Genomic DNA, 16,164 nt, shown 5'->3' with positions numbered 1-16,164 from the left:
CAAAGAATATTATACACATGTTAAATGAATAACAATTTAAAATTCAAAAAAATTATGAAATCAAACATCATGAAGATTTGTGGACTATTGGGAATTGTATTTATCACAATCTCCACAGGCCACAATGCATTAGCGCAGTCCAAGGTAGACTATGCGCTAAATACGGCTGAAGGTGCAGCGGAAACAGTAAACAGAGCTGGCAAGACACTTAAAACAATTGGTGGTCTATTCAAGAAAAAAGACAAAAAAGAGGCCGATAGTTCCATGTCTCCTGCAACTACCATACATGTCGTAGGAATAGCATCCTATGACGATGTTGATAAATTTAAGGACAACATAGCTTCATGCAAAGGCGTAAAAGGCGCAAACCTAAAATTTAAAAAAGACAAGTCAACTATCCAAGTTGCCCATGCAGGAACTACAGAAGAATTCTTCGAAAATTTAAAGAAAACAGGTAGCCTACAAGGCAAAAACATCCTGTCATTGGAAGAGGGAACAATCGAGATCGAAGTTCCTGCAAAGTAAGCATAGGTCCAAGTGTCCGGGGTATCTTGCAGGTGAATTTTGCACTTGCAAGATACCTATCAATTAACCATCTTGTATAACAAGCATAGAAAATAGCACAATCAGTCCTTACCCCGCATTTATCTTCCTAAAAAAACAAGTTATTCCAGTGAAATTGATTGATTTACTGACAATAATTCGTTAAATTCAAGCAATATTTACTCATTCACATACATGCTCATGAAATATCCATGTCTAAAAATAGCACAAGCATTCGTGAAAATAGACTGGATATTCCATACGGCCATAAACACTGCCGAAAGCGATATGAATGTTTTAGCAGGAGAAATTAGCTCATGAATAAACAAATAATTTACATATGAAAGTAACTATTGTTGGTGCAGGAGCTGTAGGCGCAACTACAGCTGACAATTTAATCCGTCGAAATGTCGCTGAGGAGATTGTGTTATTGGATATCAAGGAAGGGTTTGCAGAAGGGAAAGCGCAAGATATGGCCCAAACAGCAGCTTTATTGGGTTTTGAATCCAAAATAAAGGGTGTTACCAATGACTATCTATCTACAGCCGGCTCTACTGTTGCGGTTATCACCTCGGGGATTCCGCGTAAACCGGGAATGACGCGGGAGGAATTGATCGGGACAAATGCAAATATTGTCAAATCAGTTGTAGAGAATTTGGTTAAACACTCTCCGGATATCATTATTGTCATTGTTTCCAACCCGATGGATACCATGACCTACCTTGCACTCAAATCGAGCGGCTTGCCTAAAAATAGGATTATCGGAATGGGCGGCACATTGGATTCAGCCCGCTTTAAATATCAATTGAGTGAAAAATTAAATGCTTCGGCAGCTGATCTCAATGCCATTGTCATTGGTGGTCACGGTGATACAACCATGATCCCGCTGATCAAGCACTCCACGTGGAACAGCATTCCGGTCAGTAATTTTCTTACGGCCGAAGAGCAGGCGGAGATAGTCCAAAAGACGATGGTGGGTGGCGCGACATTAACGAGCCTGATCGGTACGTCGGCTTGGTATGCTCCCGGTGCTGCTACAGCCGCGGTGGTAGAAAGTATAGTCCGTGACCAAGGTAAATTATTTACCGCTTCAGTATATCTCGAAGGTGAATTTGGTCAGGAGGACATTAATCTCGGTGTGCCCGTAGTTATTAACAAAAAAGGTTGGGATCGCATTATTCCCTTACAACTGGATGAGGAAGACAAGGAGAAGTTCAGCAAAAGTGCCGATGCCGTGCGCGCCATGAATAATGTATTGAAAGAGATAAAGGTATTGTAATCAACATAAACAAGTGCGAGAAGAGGCTGTTATTTGTAATAACAGCCTTTTTTCATGTTGTAGAAAAGATTTTACGTTTGCAGGAGGATAAGCCGCCGCCAACCTTCTTTTTTAATTAAATTTTTGGCTATGTTTGGGAATATGACAACAGTACCTTTTCAAATATTAGATCTTCAGGGACAAGGAACACATATTCTGGTAGATGTGACATTATACGAACGCAGCTTTAAAATGGTCATCGATACAGGAGCGTCTAAAACCGTATTTGACAAAACCCAACTGGGACATCTTTTGGAAGATCAATTGCTGTTGGAACCCTCAGAAACCTTATCTACAGGTCTTGGGACCAACTCGATGGAAAGCTTTAACATGGAAATTCCCAGTTTGACAATCGGTACCTGGCACATCCGTAAATTGAAAACCGCGGTACTTGATCTAAGTTCGATCAATTACGCCTATCAACAAATGGATCTGGATCCTGTGATCGGCGTATTGGGTGGTGATATTTTCGCCGATTATGGGGCTGTTATTGATTACGCAAAACAAACATTACGCCTGCGGGACCGAAAAATCAAAAGTAAGTAAGCCCTCGGCTCGTACTCCTAAAATCTAACTACTCTATACTAAAATCGAAAAAGCCGCTTATGAATATGCATCCGTAGATAGGTATAATAGAGCAAAGCAATGACTATTCCCAGCCCCCCCATTAGATATAAGGTTGTCCGGAGCCCACAGTAGCTAGCTAAGGAACCGATCATGAGTGTTCCTATTGGAAATATACCCTGAAAAGCCATGACATAATATGAAATAGCCCTAGCTCGATATATGGGTATGGCGTGTGTCTGGATATAGGTATTGATACTGGAATTCTGCATCATCATAGCAAAGGACACTAACATCACATAGACCAAAGCCATCTGTAACATACTTGAATGCGCTAAGAAAAGAAGCGCTAGCCCCATCAGCGCTGCAGCTCCCATCACCTGATAGCGTAGATTCGTTCCTGATTTCAGTCGCGCCATATTAAATGCACCGATCATGGCCCCCAATCCGGCAGCACTTTCAAACCAGGAAAATATACGCTCATCTCCATGAAACATTTCTTTTGCGATGGCGGGCAAAAGTGAAGTGTAAGGAATGACGATCAAACTGGAAAAGGTCATAATAATAATCAAAGAAGAGATATGCGGCGAACGTTTGAGATAGCGAAATCCTTCGACCAATCCCTCCCAGTTGCTCCCTTTGCTTAGCTGCACATGGGTTTCATCTACCCGCATCATCAGCAGCGTAATAATGACAGGTACGAAACTGATAAAATTCAGAGCAAAACAGACCAATTCACCATAGCTACTGAGTAAAATCCCGCCAATGGCGGGGCCAAGCATGCGGGCTCCGTTAAAGATGGTCGAATTGAGCGCAATAGCGTTTGGCAGATCCTTACGGTCGCCTACCAGATACATCATCAAAGACTGTCGACCGAGCACATCAAAGGAATTGATGACCCCTTGTATCAAACCCAGGGCTGAAAGCCACAGCACACTCTCCCACTTGAGGTAAACCACCATGGTCAGCATACCCGCCTGTATCATCAGGCCGATCTGCGTCAATAACACCAACTTATACTTCTTATGCTTATCAACAAAACTTCCGATAAATGGAGACAAAACCAAGGAGGGCAATAAGGAAATAAACTGAACAAAACCCAACCAAAAGACGGAACCTGTCAGTTCATAGACCAGCCAGCTGATTGCTATCCGCTGCATCCAAGTTCCCATCAGGGAAATTGCCTGGCCTATTACATGTAAACGGAAATTTCTATAATGGAGCGCCCTAAAAACCTGCATATATTATAAAGATAGACTATAAAAGTATAACAAAAAAGAACGGTAAGAGATTCTATTTTAGAAAAATAATGATTTAATTCATCGAAATAGATGTGTAATACTGGAATATAATCAATAACTTTGCGCTTATTATTTTGAACATTAAAATAATCAAATAATTATCATTCAATAACATACACAATGAAATTTTTTATTGACACAGCGAACCTAGAGCAAATTAAGGAAGCCCAGGACTTAGGCGTATTAGACGGTGTAACAACCAATCCAAGTTTAATGGCTAAAGAGGGTATCAGCGGTGATGAGAACGTAATCAACCACTACAAAGCAATCTGTGCAATTGTTGACGGCGATGTGAGCGCTGAGGTTATTTCTACAACTTATGAAGAAATGATCAAAGAAGGCGAAGCATTGGCTGCTCTGGACAGCAAAATCGTGGTAAAAGTTCCTATGATCAAAGATGGCGTGAAAGCAATCAAATATTTCAGCAAAAAAGGTATTAAAACAAACTGTACATTGGTATTCTCTGCTGGTCAAGCTTTATTGGCTGCAAAAGCTGGTGCGACCTATGTATCTCCTTTTATCGGCCGTTTGGATGATATTTCTACAGACGGATTGGCGTTAATCGAAGATATCCGTTTGATTTATGATAATTATCAATACCCAACACAGATCTTAGCTGCTTCCGTACGCCATAGCGCACACATCTTGGGTTGTGCTAAAATCGGTGCGGATGTAATGACAGGTCCATTATCAGCAATTTTATCCTTATTAAAACACCCATTGACCGATAGCGGTTTAGCAACATTTTTAGCTGACCACGCGAAAGCTGCGGGTAAATAAAATAGACTATATTTAGATATAGGTTCAAACCGATAAGGGGAAGATGACAATAATCTTAACCTTATCGGTTTTCTTATGTGGATAAATTGCTTATTTTTGTAGTTGATCTAAGGTTTAACGAAGAAGTCCATGGAACAATCCAATACCGTATATCCAGAAATTCTGAAACGAAATAGTTTAAAAGTTACCCAACCTCGTTTAAAGGTACTCGAAATTATTTCAACGAAAGATTCGGCCATTTCCCAGCCAGAACTGGAGAAATTATTGGGTAAGGATATCGACCGTGTGACATTGTATCGTGTATTGGCCAGTTTTGAGGAAAAAGGTATTATCCACAAGATCTTTGATCTGCACGGAACCGCTACCTATGCTATGTGTTCCACCAACTGCTCTGAACACGACCATCATGACCAACATGTACATTTCATCTGTCGGGTGTGCAACTCGGTCTATTGTCTGGATGAAATTACATTGCCCAAAGTGGCTATTCCGGCGGGGTTTAGTCTCGAGGCGATTGCCGTAAACGCACTCGGCGTATGTAATCATTGTAAAAAATAAATCGCAACATACAGCTTCAAAACAATTTCTCCCTTGATCTGTCTATAGTATGGGAATCGGATTAGCTCCAATTCGACCAGCTATTGTACAGCTGAATGTTGTTTTTTTCGTACCTTGTATCAAACAGCGAATCTGCGGATAAAGATTACGCAAATTGTCGGTTTATTGTATATACAGGTTTAATATCCCAGTAAAAAATGGACCTACTAGTTCGTAATGCAGGCTCAGCACAGCAGCTATCATTCAAATGACCCTGATTGCGAACACAGATGAGTAAATAATAACACGAATGAAGACAAGAAAAGAAAATCCCTATAAAGAGGTATTAACACAACTGATTATCGATATTTTCGAGAAATCAGGAAACAAGCCGCTCAACTATAAACAAGTTTCTTCCAAATTGAACCTGACGGACAACGATTCCAAAGTTGCCATTGCTGATATTTTACAGGACAATGTGCGAAGCGGGCTTTTTGTGGAAGTAGAGCGCGGAAAATTTAACCTCAAGCAGATCAAAGTGTATGTCACCGGAAAGGTGGATATGACTGCAGATGGTTCCGCCTATATTATTCCGGATGATGAATTTGAAAACGACATCTATGTTGCGCCCCGAAAACTCAGGCAGGCCCTACACGGAGATATTGTTAAAGTACACACTTTCGAAAAGAGAAAAGGTGGCCGCAAAAAAGAAGGTGAAGTTGTTGAAATCCTTCAACGTGCCAAAACCGACTTTACCGGAACGATCAGCATTTCAAATAATTTCGCATTTTTTATTGCCGATGACCGCAAGATGTTGCACGACATCTTTATTCCACTGGACAACCTAAATGGTGCCAAAGATAAAGAGAAAGTCGTGGTTTCAATCATCGACTGGCCAAGTGGCAGTAAGAATCCTGTGGGAACAGTCAAACATGTACTGGGCACCAAGGGTGAAAACAATACTGAGATGAATGCAATCTTGGCTGACTATGGCTTTCCATTGGAATTCCCAAAGAAAGTAGAAGCTGAGGCCAATAAAATCACGGAGAAAATCAGCAAGGAGGAGATCGCCAAAAGACGTGATTTCAGAACCGTCCCCACATTTACGATTGACCCTGCAGATGCCAAAGATTTTGACGATGCCCTATCTTTCCAAAAATTGGAGAACGGTAATTATGAGATCGGTGTACACATTGCCGATGTGTCTCATTTTGTGATTCCGGATACAGAGCTGGATAAAGAAGCTTTCAACCGGGCGACATCAGTCTATCTGGTTGACCGCGTTATTCCGATGCTTCCAGAGCGTTTGTCCAATGGCGTGTGTTCATTGCGTCCACATGAAGATAAACTTTGTTTTTCGGCGGTATTCGAAATGGATGAAAAAGCCAATATCCATGAGCAATGGTTTGGCCGTACGATTATCCATTCGGACAGACGGTTTAGCTACGAGGAGGCGCAGGAAGTCATCGAGACCAAATCCGGTGATTTCAGTCATGAAATCCTAAAATTGAATGAACTTGCTTATATCCTTCGCGAGCGTAAGTTTAAAAATGGTGCTATTGCTTTTGAAAGTGAAGAGGTTAAATTCACCCTGGATGAAAACGGCAAACCTACGGGGGTCTATACCAAAATACGTAAAGATGCCCACAAGCTGATCGAAGATTTTATGTTGTTGGCAAATCGTAAGGTAGCTGAATATATCGGTAAACAAGGGCGTGGCAAAAACAAACTAACCTTTGTATACCGTTACCACGATGTTCCGAACCCTGAGACGTTAACTACATTTTCGCAGTTTGCGGCACGTTTTGGCCATAAGTTGACCATTAAAACAGACAAAGAAACAGCGAAATCCCTCAATGCGATAATGACCAAGATCGAAGGCAGTAAGGAACAGAATATGCTGACCTCTTTGGCAGTACGTTCAATGGCCAAAGCCATCTATACGACTAAGAAAACAAGCCATTATGGCTTGGCATTTGACTATTATACCCACTTTACCTCCCCGATCCGCCGGTATCCGGATGTGATGGTACACCGTCTTTTGCAATTCTACCTGGATGGAGGCACTAAGGTCAATGCCGAGCACTACGAGAAGATGGCGGAGCACTCCTCGCAGATGGAGAAAAAGGCTGCTGAGGCAGAACGTGCATCCATCAAATACAAACAAGCAGAATACCTACAGGATCAGATCGGTACAGAATACACTGGTATTGTCTCGGGTGTAACTGAATGGGGTATGTATGTGGAAATTGAAGAAAACAAGTGTGAGGGCATGGTACGCTTGCGCGATATCACGGATGATTTCTATGTACTGGATGAGAAGAACTATGCAATTATTGGCCAACGGAAGAAAAAGAAATTCCAGTTGGGCGATGAGGTACAGATCCGGGTGAAGAAAGTGGATCTGGATAAACGGCAAATTGATTTTACGTTGTTGTCGTAAGCGGACCTCAATGTAATTTGTATATTATAAAAAAGCCGGCACAATACGTCCGGCTTTATATTTAATAAGGGGCTTATACAACTAAAACTTTACACTGAATATCCCTAAAAATAACTTTACAAAAATTTACGACTAAGTTTATTGAGTGCAAATACAATTATTTTTTTAGATCTTTTCAGCAGAAACTACAAGACAAAATCGTAAATATAAAACATCAAAATTATTAATTAATTCTTTTAGGAGCAACGAGTAACGAAATATTTGAATTATATGAGGTATTAAAATAATAATAAATATTTATCAGCCCATTAGCATAAACAGGTTCCATTTTATCATAAACATGATCACCGAAATACACTAAAACATCCCCCAATTCATCGGTTACATTTTGTACCGTGTATGAATGTGTTTTCGAAGAGCTTATTTCTGCACTTATCCCAAATTTTAGTCCAATTTTTGTTTTGTCGAGGCCAAAATTTGTTGCAAACTTTGATGTGTTTGTAGTACTGACAGTTGACGAACTAGCTTGATCTAGCTCCGAAACCGAAATTTTCCAACCATAGGTTAAATTTGCTAAGTCCCATGCTTGCAACGGAATATCAACTTTGGCAAATTTTGGCACTATTTTTTTTATATCATAGACTGATCCTGCTACTAACGCATATTCTATGTCAAATAAATCTTGTGGTTTAATAGATCTTACATCCATAAAACGCTCTCCCACACCATCTTTCGCATTAGATACAACATCAAATCTTAATTCAAAATACCCATCTGACCAAAAATTAGGCGAACCAACTTTTGTTCGAGTCAAAATAGGATCATCTGGATCAGAATTTGTATTTGTCATTAAATTAAAACCAGATTCAGAGATTGAAATATAATGAATAAACTCTTTAAAATTGGTCCTGAGCTTACCTGTTGTGTTAGAAGGTGTTAGAGAATAATATACAAAATCCCTCTGCCAATTGTCCGCTCCTTTGTCATTACCAACAGCACCTTTTGAAACCATTATGTCGGCAAGACCGGAAGCATTCAATTCATCGGTAGTAAGTCCAATTGATGTCAATCGCGGCCCCCATGTCACACCGGTCAATGAAGTGGAATTGGCCTTTTTTGAAATATTCAAATCTCTTTTATTAGCTGCTTTAGCTACTCCGCTCCAAATCCCTTTATTTTCAAACTCACTGGATATAAATTGATAATTACGTTTAACATTTTGACTTGATCCAGAACTTGCTAGCAATGCTTTATTCTTTACTACAATCCTCTCATTATTTTTTACAACCAACGTTGGAAAACCCGGTATTTGGTTAGCTTTTATTTTTATCTTCTCTTCTCCGTTTTGGAAAAATGCCAGTTCATTATTTTTATAATTTCCTTCCGCGACCACTGCTGGAATTTCACTCTTAGAACGCCAAGTTTCAGGAGAAAAACCACTTGGAAGAGTAGGTACATAGATAGTCAACAAAGGTAACTGGCTTTCAATCCTATTTAATGTTTCTTGATCTGTAACTTTTAATAAGTTATCCCGAAAACTTAGATTATTATCCAGAATTTCATCCTTTATAAAAGGATAGAAAACATCATAATCGTTATCCATCATTTTAAGGGCCTCTTCTTGAATAAAGTTTCTCATTGACTGATTTGAACTAACAGCCTTAGACAAAATAATCGCGAACTTCTCCTTTTCTATATTTTCATTAGCAAAACTTTCTACCTGATCGATTTTAGACGATTTTATTTCGTCCTTTGCACAAGAAAGCAGGCATATCGAAAACACAGCGATAGCAATAAATTCTCTTTTCATAATTTTCTTTTAAACATTTTAATTTATTCTTTTCACTAATTTTTTTATTCAATATACATAATTTCCCGCTAAAGGGAAAAATAAAACAAGAAAATATCCAAAATACTCAAAAACCAGTAGATTGATCCTAATTTGATTTATTATAATAGGTCTAGGATTTGGATATAACGATGTATCCATCAAATACAAACAGGCGGAATGCCAGCAGGAGCAGATCGATACAGAATATACTAGTATTATCTTTGGTGTGACTGAATGGAGTATGTTTATGGAGAATTGAAGAAAACAAATGTGAGGGCATGGTACGTTTACGTGATACCACGGATGATTTCTATGTACTGGATGAGAAGAACTATGTAATTATTGCCCAGCGGAAGAAAAAGAAATTTCAGCTGGGTGATGAGGTCCAGATCCGTGTGAAGAAAGTTGATCTGGATAAACGGCAGATTGATTTTATGTTGTTGTCTTAGTACAGTCAGATTTAAAGCCCTGTATCAGGAATACCGATACGGGGCTTTATTACTCTTGTATCGAAGGAAAACTATTGCTTAGTTCCTTCAAAAGTATAAAAAACTTCAGTTGCACTCGTCTTCTCCCCCTGGCAAAGAAGAGTTTTATTTTTCACGTCAAACAAGAATTTTCCTTCGGGAGAAACGCCTGATGTTTGAATCGATATATTCATGTTATTGACAACCTTGAACTCTTTTGCCGGAATCTTTAATGCTTTATCTCCAATCTCAACTTTGAGTGTATTGTCAGATACTTTTGTAACCGTTAAAATTTTATCAAACATAGGTCCGTTTGTATTTGATAAATCCAAACTACCCTTGTAAGTACCTACAGCTGCATCGATACTTCCACCTGTTTGAATAGGCTCATCTTTATCCTTAGAACATCCCACAAAAGCGAAGGTCACTAGCGCCAATACGATTGCATACATCAATTTCATTTTCATAATCTGAATTCTTTTAATTTATTTTTACTTTTAATTATCTGTTCGTATTTGACAAACCTCTTGCCAAAAAGAAGCATAAACACGCAAAAAAGTAAATATACTCAGAAACCAGTAGAAGAATATTTTTACCAAAAAACATAGAGTAACTAGTATTCAAGACAATAAAGATTTTTACGAGTTACACATAAAATCTCATTTTTTAGGTCCAAGGCTAGACAACGTCACTATTATTGTCCATATTTGACAACATCATATTAATCACTGTGAGCTGTTAGACTTGCTAGCGCAAGGTCGCATCACCCAGCGAAATCATTTTGGCTAAGGACAGCATGCATGAGAAGGAGCGCGAACTTGTCAATCCATGCCTGGAAATGGTTGCGCGATGCGGAAAGGAGAACATTCTTTTCGAAAAAATAATCTAAATTTTATACACTAACTATTTAATATTCAAAACGGAATCAGTATCTTTGCGAACTTAAAATAATTTAGGTATAAAATTTATAAACAAAAACAGGTAAATGCCTACTATTCAACAATTAGTTAGAAAAGGTAGAGTAGCTCTGGTTGATAAGAGTAAGTCACCAGCGTTGGACTCATGTCCACAGCGAAGAGGTGTATGTACACGTGTATATACTACTACCCCTAAAAAACCAAACTCAGCAATGCGTAAAGTAGCTCGTGTACGTTTAACAAACGGTAAAGAGGTCAACGCTTACATCCCTGGAGAAGGTCACAACTTACAAGAGCACTCGATCGTATTGATCCGTGGTGGTCGTGTTAAGGATTTACCAGGTGTACGTTACCACATCATCCGTGGTGCATTAGATACTTCAGGTGTAGCAGGTCGTAACCAACGTCGTTCTAAATACGGAACTAAGCGTCCTAAACCAGGACAAGCAGCTGCAGCTCCAGCAAAAGGTAAAAAGAAATAATTAAACGGAGGAAAGAAAAATGAGAAAGTCAAAACCGAAAAAGAGAATCATTTTACCTGATCCAAAGTTTAATGACGTTCAGGTAACACGTTTCGTAAACAATATGATGGTAGATGGTAAAAAATCTATCGCTTACGATATTTTTTACGATGCAGTAGAATTAGTAGAACAAAAAACACAAGAAAGCGGTTTAGAAGCTTGGAAAAAAGCTTTAAACAACGTTATGCCTGCTGTTGAAGTTAAATCACGCCGTGTAGGTGGTGCTAACTTCCAAGTTCCTATGGAAGTTCGTCCAGAGCGTAAAATTGCTTTGGGTATGAAATGGTTAATTTCATACGCTCGTAAACGTGGTGAAAAAACAATGTTCGAAAAATTAGCAGGAGAAATCATTTCAGCTTCTAAAGGTGAAGGTGCTGCTGTTAAGAAGAAAGAAGATACGCACAAAATGGCGGAAGCTAACAAAGCGTTCTCACACTTCAGATTCTAATTTTGAAGACATTCAAAAAAATATGATTACACCGACCTCCGATAAACGAACACTCTTTTATCAAGGTCGGTGTACTTATTTAACATTACATTTAAACACATAAGGCCCCTGTGGCCAGCTGCTTAAAAATATTATGGCAAGAGATTTAAAATTCACTAGAAATATCGGTATCGCTGCACACATCGATGCTGGTAAAACTACAACAACTGAGCGTATCCTTTATTACTCAGGTGTAAACCACAAAATTGGTGAAGTTCACGAAGGTGCTTCAACAATGGACTGGATGGAGCAAGAGGCTGAGCGTGGTATCACGATCACTTCTGCTGCAACAACTGTATTCTGGAACTACCGTAACAACAAATACCAAGTAAACGTTATCGATACACCTGGACACGTGGATTTCACGGTTGAGGTAAACCGTTCGTTACGTGTATTGGATGGATTGGTATTCTTGTTTTCAGCAGTTGATGGTGTTGAGCCTCAATCTGAGACAAACTGGCGTTTAGCTGATGGTTACAAAGTACCTCGTATCGGTTTCGTTAACAAAATGGACCGTTCAGGAGCTGACTTCTTGAAAGTTGTAAAACAAGTAAAAGATATGTTGGGTTCTGAGGCTGTAGCTTTACAATTGCCTATCGGTGCTGAAGATACTTTCAAAGGTGTGGTTGACTTGATCAACAACCGTGGTATCGTTTGGAACGAGCATGATAAAGGTATGACCTTCACTGAAGTGCCTATTCCTGATGATATGTTGGATGAGGTTGCTGAATACCGTGAGAAATTATTAGAAGCAGTAGCTGGTTACGATGAGTCATTAATGGAGAAATTCTTCGATGATCCGAACTCATTGACTGAGCGCGAAATCTTAAATGCATTACGTGCAGCCGTATTGGATAACTCTATCGTTCCTATGGTTTGTGGTTCATCTTTCAAAAATAAAGGTGTTCAAACCATGTTGGATCTAGTAATGGAGTTATTGCCTTCACCTCTAGATGTTGAGGCTGTAAAAGGTACTAACCCTGATACTGGTGAAGAAATTGAGCGTAAACCATCTGTTAATGAGCCTTTCGCAGCTTTAGGTTTCAAAATTGCGACTGACCCATTCGTAGGTCGTTTATGTTTCATCCGTGCTTACTCTGGTAAGTTAGATGCTGGTTCTTATGTATTGAACACGCGTTCAGGAAACAAAGAGCGTATCTCTCGTATCTTCCAAATGCACGCGAACAAACAAAACCCTATCCCTTTCATCGAGGCTGGTGATATCGGTGCTGTTGTTGGTTTCAAAGACATCAAAACTGGTGATACACTTTGTGACGAAAAAGCGCCTATCGTATTAGAGTCAATGACTTTCCCTGAGCCAGTAATTGGTTTAGCGATCGAGCCTAAAACGCAAGCTGACGTGGATAGATTAGGTATTGGTCTTGGTAAATTAGCTGAAGAGGATCCTACATTCGTTGTTAAATCTGACGAAGAAACTGGTCAAACAGTTATCTCTGGTATGGGTGAGCTTCACTTAGAGATCTTGATCGACCGTTTGAAACGTGAATTCAAAGTTGAGGTTAACCAAGGTGCTCCTCAAGTAGCATACAAAGAGTCTATCAATGGCACTACTGAGCACCGTGAGGTATACAAAAAACAATCAGGTGGTCGCGGTAAATTCGCGGATATCAAAGTTGTTATCTCCCCTATCGATGCTGATTACGATACAACAAAATCTGCTCTTCAATTCGTAAACGAAATTGTGGGTGGTGCTATTCCAAAAGAATACATCCCTTCAGTTCAAAAAGGATTTGAAGCATCATTGAATAATGGTGTATTGGCTGGTTACCCACTTTCTGGCATGAAAGTTCGTTTGATTGATGGTTCATTCCACGCAGTCGATTCAGATTCATTGTCATTCGAATTGGCAGCTAAAATGGCATACCGTGAGGCATTACCTAAATGTTCGCCGGTATTGATGGAGCCAATCATGAAAGTTGAAGTATTGACTCCAGAAGAGAACATGGGTGATGTAATGGGTGACTTAAACCGTCGTCGTGGTCAAATGCAAGGTTTGGATTCACGTAACGGTGCACAAGTAATCAAAGCATTGGTTCCACTTTCTGAAATGTTCGGTTACGTAACTCAATTACGTACAATCACTTCAGGTCGTGCAACATCTACAATGGAATTTGATCACTATGCTGAAGCTCCACGTAACGTTGCTGATGAAGTAATCGCAAAATCTAAAGGTAGAATCAAAGGTTCTGTTGAATAATAGAACTCAAAAATAAACCGACCGCTGGTTGTTAATAGCTCTAATCAGCGGTCATTTTTTAATAATATCATATACTATGAGCCAAAGAATCAGAATTAAATTGAAATCTTACGATTACAATTTGGTTGACAAATCAGCTGAAAAAATCGTAAAAACAGTAAAACCTACAGGTGCAGTTGTTAGTGGTCCTATTCCATTGCCTACTGAGAAAAAAATCTACACGGTATTACGTTCACCACACGTTAACAAAAAAGCACGTGAGCAATTCCAATTGTGTGCTTACAAAAGATTGTTGGATATCTATTCATCAAACGCTAAAACTGTTGACGCATTGATGAAACTTGAATTACCTTCAGGTGTTGAAGTAGAAATCAAAGTGTGATAGATTTCAGTCACTGAAAAAAGAAGGGGCCTTTCGTAAGAAAAGCCCCTTCTTTCGTTTCCTACCTTTTTTACCTCCAGCAATTCACCTGTAATTTTATAACATCAAATGAATAAATCTAGGAGAAAGGCGCTTTGAAAATTAGTTCTATGCACCAATAAATAACCAAAGCATTTTAAAGCCTTTTGAGCTGTTATTTTCTTCTATGTTCTAATTACCCGCCCTACTGTATATCATGCTACAGACGCATCGAAACGCTTTAATTTCACACGATATTCATCCGTTGTAATTACCGAATTTCTATTTTCGTTTCGAAGTAGCTCTTGCCACCGAAGATTCACCGCGACAGAGCTTGAGAGCACACCGAGGAATCAACCGTAGTTTCTGATGCTAACGACCGGCTATTTTCATGCTTTAGAGGTTGATTTTCCTGTACGATCCTTGTCTATAGGCAGTACTTAGACAGTCTTGTGCTAGGGTCAGGCTTGTCTCATCCTTGTAATTTTGTTGTGTCAAACTAGTAAGGTTCTTGTGCGGCCGTTGTATGATAAACTAAACCATCACTATTTGCTTCCTTCAATTGATAGTAGAAAATAGTGATGAAACCAAACAATTGGGGTAATAATTTGAATGAAATTACTCCTTCACCTCATCAACAATTTTCTTCTCTCTCTGGTTTAAGGACTCAAAAAGATCCCTATACAGCTCATCCTTACTATCCTCCTCCCCTAATAAGAATCCCCAAGGTTTAAGCTCCTTGATACGATCCATCACAATCTTAAGAATTGCCAATATTGGAATAGCCAGGAACATCCCAGAAATACCCCAAACCATTTCGCCAATAATAATGGAAAGCATAGCAAATAGAGAATTGACCTTTACTTTTGATCCGACAATTTTGGGAACAATAAAATTGCTGTCAATCATATGTACAATAATTAATGCTAAGATTACCAATACAACATGGGTAAAAGACGATGTAGCAAAGGTAAGGATAGCGATGATAAGCATGGAGGAGAAGATACCCACATAAGGCAATACATTGAAAACTCCTGTAATTAAAGCCAGCAACAGGCTATACTTTACACCGATCAGCGATAGGGCGATAAAGACCAACAGTGAAACCAAACTCATCTGGATCAAAAGACCGATCAAATACTTCTTAACTACATATTGAATCTGTCTGACGACATCCACAACAATCGGACGGTCTTCGACACGATTGACAAATAAAAGGAACTTCACAATATGCCCCCTATAAATTAGTAGAAAGAAAGTGTACAGGAATGTAAAAACAAATAAAATAAACAAAGAGGAAAGTGAAACCAATGCCGTTCCTAAAAACAGGGTACCGGAATCAACTGATTTGGATGCCGTCTTATTAATGAATTCCATTTGTTCCTTATGTTGTATTCCAAACTGTTGGCTGACCCAACTTTGCAATTTGCCTGCGCCATCCATAATCTGTTCTTTAAATGCTGGAAAATCTTCTTTTAACAGCGTGAGCTGAGAGGCTAATAAGAAAAGTCCGTAGCCCAGTAAACCAAAAAAAATAATCACACTGAGTATTCCAGCCAATGTCCTTGGAAAGCGTAACTTCCGCTCCATAAAATTGCTCAACGGTATCAAAAGCAGCGAGAACAGCAAACCTAAAATCATCGGAATCAGTATCGTATCGCCGATCTTCGCCAGATAGCCTAAGAGAAGGATACTAATCAATATACAGGCTAACTTTACATAGAATGGTAGGGAGAGAAATCTTTTCATTGCATATTCTTTTGAATAAAAATAACAATTTCGAATGACTTAGTTTTAGGTAAATAAAAAAGTCCCTACACATGCAGGGACTCTTTCC

The 16,164-nt window shown here is 39.2% G+C and carries 14 protein-coding genes and 1 pseudogene; 11 read left to right on the top strand and 4 right to left on the bottom strand.

Going from position 1 to position 16,164, the window contains the following annotated elements; translation table 11 throughout:
* Nucleotides 1-54 precede the first annotated feature (54 nt).
* From ACK8HY_RS16130 to ACK8HY_RS16120, 3 genes are all read left to right on the top strand, one after another.
* On the top strand, nucleotides 55-525 hold the full coding sequence (locus tag ACK8HY_RS16130; RefSeq protein ID WP_077437596.1) for a hypothetical protein: 471 nt from the start codon (nucleotides 55-57) through the stop codon (nucleotides 523-525).
* A gap of 358 nt (nucleotides 526-883) precedes the next feature.
* The gene (locus ACK8HY_RS16125; RefSeq protein ID WP_077437597.1) at nucleotides 884-1,822 is read left to right on the top strand and encodes a malate dehydrogenase; all 939 of its coding nucleotides are present in this window, start codon (nucleotides 884-886) and stop codon (nucleotides 1,820-1,822) included.
* Nucleotides 1,823-1,951: 129 nt separating this feature from the next.
* Nucleotides 1,952-2,407 carry an aspartyl protease family protein gene (locus ACK8HY_RS16120; RefSeq protein ID WP_254846263.1) on the top strand — a complete coding sequence of 152 codons (456 nt, stop codon included), beginning with the start codon at nucleotides 1,952-1,954 and terminating at the stop codon, nucleotides 2,405-2,407.
* Nucleotides 2,408-2,445: 38 nt separating this feature from the next.
* Here ACK8HY_RS16120 and ACK8HY_RS16115 read toward each other — a convergent pair whose 3' ends face one another.
* A complete protein-coding gene (locus ACK8HY_RS16115) occupies nucleotides 2,446-3,666 on the bottom strand; it encodes an MFS transporter (RefSeq protein ID WP_416134209.1) in 1,221 nt (406 codons plus the stop codon).
* 180 nt (nucleotides 3,667-3,846) lie between these two features.
* On the opposite strand from ACK8HY_RS16115, the gene fsa reads away from it, so the two are divergent.
* The 3 genes from fsa (at nucleotide 3,847) to rnr (ending at nucleotide 7,486) form a co-directional block, all read left to right on the top strand.
* Nucleotides 3,847-4,506 (top strand): fructose-6-phosphate aldolase, encoded by a 660-nt coding sequence (gene fsa, locus ACK8HY_RS16110; protein ID WP_077437599.1) that lies wholly within the window; start codon nucleotides 3,847-3,849, stop codon nucleotides 4,504-4,506.
* A 129-nt stretch (nucleotides 4,507-4,635) separates the two neighbouring features.
* Entirely contained in the window at nucleotides 4,636-5,064 is a 429-nt protein-coding gene (locus tag ACK8HY_RS16105; protein ID WP_416134208.1) for a Fur family transcriptional regulator, read from the top strand.
* Nucleotides 5,065-5,353: 289 nt separating this feature from the next.
* Complete coding sequence (rnr, locus tag ACK8HY_RS16100) at nucleotides 5,354-7,486, top strand: ribonuclease R (RefSeq protein WP_416134207.1); 2,133 nt, start codon at nucleotides 5,354-5,356, stop codon at nucleotides 7,484-7,486.
* A gap of 223 nt (nucleotides 7,487-7,709) precedes the next feature.
* On the opposite strand, the gene ACK8HY_RS16095 is transcribed toward rnr, so the two are convergent.
* A complete protein-coding gene (locus ACK8HY_RS16095) occupies nucleotides 7,710-9,296 on the bottom strand; it encodes a hypothetical protein (protein WP_416134206.1) in 1,587 nt (528 codons plus the stop codon).
* A 175-nt stretch (nucleotides 9,297-9,471) separates the two neighbouring features.
* Between ACK8HY_RS16095 and ACK8HY_RS16090 the strand changes: the two are divergent.
* Nucleotides 9,472-9,766: pseudogene (locus ACK8HY_RS16090) on the top strand (S1 RNA-binding domain-containing protein); the annotation flags it as partial.
* A gap of 71 nt (nucleotides 9,767-9,837) precedes the next feature.
* Here ACK8HY_RS16090 and ACK8HY_RS16085 read toward each other — a convergent pair.
* A complete protein-coding gene (locus tag ACK8HY_RS16085; RefSeq protein WP_416134205.1) occupies nucleotides 9,838-10,251 on the bottom strand; it encodes a hypothetical protein in 414 nt (137 codons plus the stop codon).
* A gap of 518 nt (nucleotides 10,252-10,769) precedes the next feature.
* On the opposite strand from ACK8HY_RS16085, the gene rpsL reads away from it, so the two are divergent.
* The 4 genes from rpsL (at nucleotide 10,770) to rpsJ (ending at nucleotide 14,309) form a co-directional block, all read left to right on the top strand.
* On the top strand, nucleotides 10,770-11,183 hold the full coding sequence (gene rpsL / locus ACK8HY_RS16080; RefSeq protein ID WP_002993550.1) for a 30S ribosomal protein S12: 414 nt from the start codon (nucleotides 10,770-10,772) through the stop codon (nucleotides 11,181-11,183).
* Between the two features lie 19 nt (nucleotides 11,184-11,202).
* Nucleotides 11,203-11,670: a 30S ribosomal protein S7 gene (rpsG, locus tag ACK8HY_RS16075; RefSeq protein WP_077437603.1), complete on the top strand. Its 468-nt coding sequence runs from the start codon at nucleotides 11,203-11,205 to the stop codon at nucleotides 11,668-11,670.
* Nucleotides 11,671-11,803: 133 nt separating this feature from the next.
* Entirely contained in the window at nucleotides 11,804-13,927 is a 2,124-nt protein-coding gene (fusA, locus tag ACK8HY_RS16070) for an elongation factor G (RefSeq protein ID WP_416134204.1), read from the top strand.
* Between the two features lie 76 nt (nucleotides 13,928-14,003).
* Nucleotides 14,004-14,309: a 30S ribosomal protein S10 gene (gene rpsJ / locus ACK8HY_RS16065; RefSeq protein WP_028070501.1), complete on the top strand. Its 306-nt coding sequence runs from the start codon at nucleotides 14,004-14,006 to the stop codon at nucleotides 14,307-14,309.
* 636 nt (nucleotides 14,310-14,945) lie between these two features.
* Here the strand turns inward: rpsJ and ACK8HY_RS16060 are convergent.
* The gene (locus tag ACK8HY_RS16060; protein ID WP_416134203.1) at nucleotides 14,946-16,076 is read right to left on the bottom strand and encodes an AI-2E family transporter; all 1,131 of its coding nucleotides are present in this window, start codon (nucleotides 16,074-16,076) and stop codon (nucleotides 14,946-14,948) included.
* Between the last annotated feature and the right edge of the window lie 88 nt (nucleotides 16,077-16,164).

This window comes from Sphingobacterium sp. NGMCC 1.201703 (assembly GCF_047784615.1).
Classification (GTDB): domain Bacteria; phylum Bacteroidota; class Bacteroidia; order Sphingobacteriales; family Sphingobacteriaceae; genus Sphingobacterium.
Note: the sequence above shows the minus strand (reverse complement) of the source record. Positions and strands in the feature narration are given on the sequence as shown.

What these genes read in the sequence shown, in the direction of transcription:
- ACK8HY_RS16130 (WP_077437596.1), top strand. Translation starts at nt 55, where the DNA reads ATGAAATCAAACATCATGAAGATTTGTGGACTATTGGGAATTGTATTT.
- ACK8HY_RS16125 (WP_077437597.1), top strand. Translation starts at nt 884, where the DNA reads ATGAAAGTAACTATTGTTGGTGCAGGAGCTGTAGGCGCAACTACAGCT.
- ACK8HY_RS16120 (WP_254846263.1), top strand. Translation starts at nt 1,952, where the DNA reads ATGTTTGGGAATATGACAACAGTACCTTTTCAAATATTAGATCTTCAG.
- ACK8HY_RS16115 (WP_416134209.1), bottom strand. Translation starts at nt 3,666, where the DNA reads ATGCAGGTTTTTAGGGCGCTCCATTATAGAAATTTCCGTTTACATGTA.
- fsa (WP_077437599.1), top strand. Translation starts at nt 3,847, where the DNA reads ATGAAATTTTTTATTGACACAGCGAACCTAGAGCAAATTAAGGAAGCC.
- ACK8HY_RS16105 (WP_416134208.1), top strand. Translation starts at nt 4,636, where the DNA reads ATGGAACAATCCAATACCGTATATCCAGAAATTCTGAAACGAAATAGT.
- rnr (WP_416134207.1), top strand. Translation starts at nt 5,354, where the DNA reads ATGAAGACAAGAAAAGAAAATCCCTATAAAGAGGTATTAACACAACTG.
- ACK8HY_RS16095 (WP_416134206.1), bottom strand. Translation starts at nt 9,296, where the DNA reads ATGAAAAGAGAATTTATTGCTATCGCTGTGTTTTCGATATGCCTGCTT.
- ACK8HY_RS16085 (WP_416134205.1), bottom strand. Translation starts at nt 10,251, where the DNA reads ATGAAAATGAAATTGATGTATGCAATCGTATTGGCGCTAGTGACCTTC.
- rpsL (WP_002993550.1), top strand. Translation starts at nt 10,770, where the DNA reads ATGCCTACTATTCAACAATTAGTTAGAAAAGGTAGAGTAGCTCTGGTT.
- rpsG (WP_077437603.1), top strand. Translation starts at nt 11,203, where the DNA reads ATGAGAAAGTCAAAACCGAAAAAGAGAATCATTTTACCTGATCCAAAG.
- fusA (WP_416134204.1), top strand. Translation starts at nt 11,804, where the DNA reads ATGGCAAGAGATTTAAAATTCACTAGAAATATCGGTATCGCTGCACAC.
- rpsJ (WP_028070501.1), top strand. Translation starts at nt 14,004, where the DNA reads ATGAGCCAAAGAATCAGAATTAAATTGAAATCTTACGATTACAATTTG.
- ACK8HY_RS16060 (WP_416134203.1), bottom strand. Translation starts at nt 16,076, where the DNA reads ATGAAAAGATTTCTCTCCCTACCATTCTATGTAAAGTTAGCCTGTATA.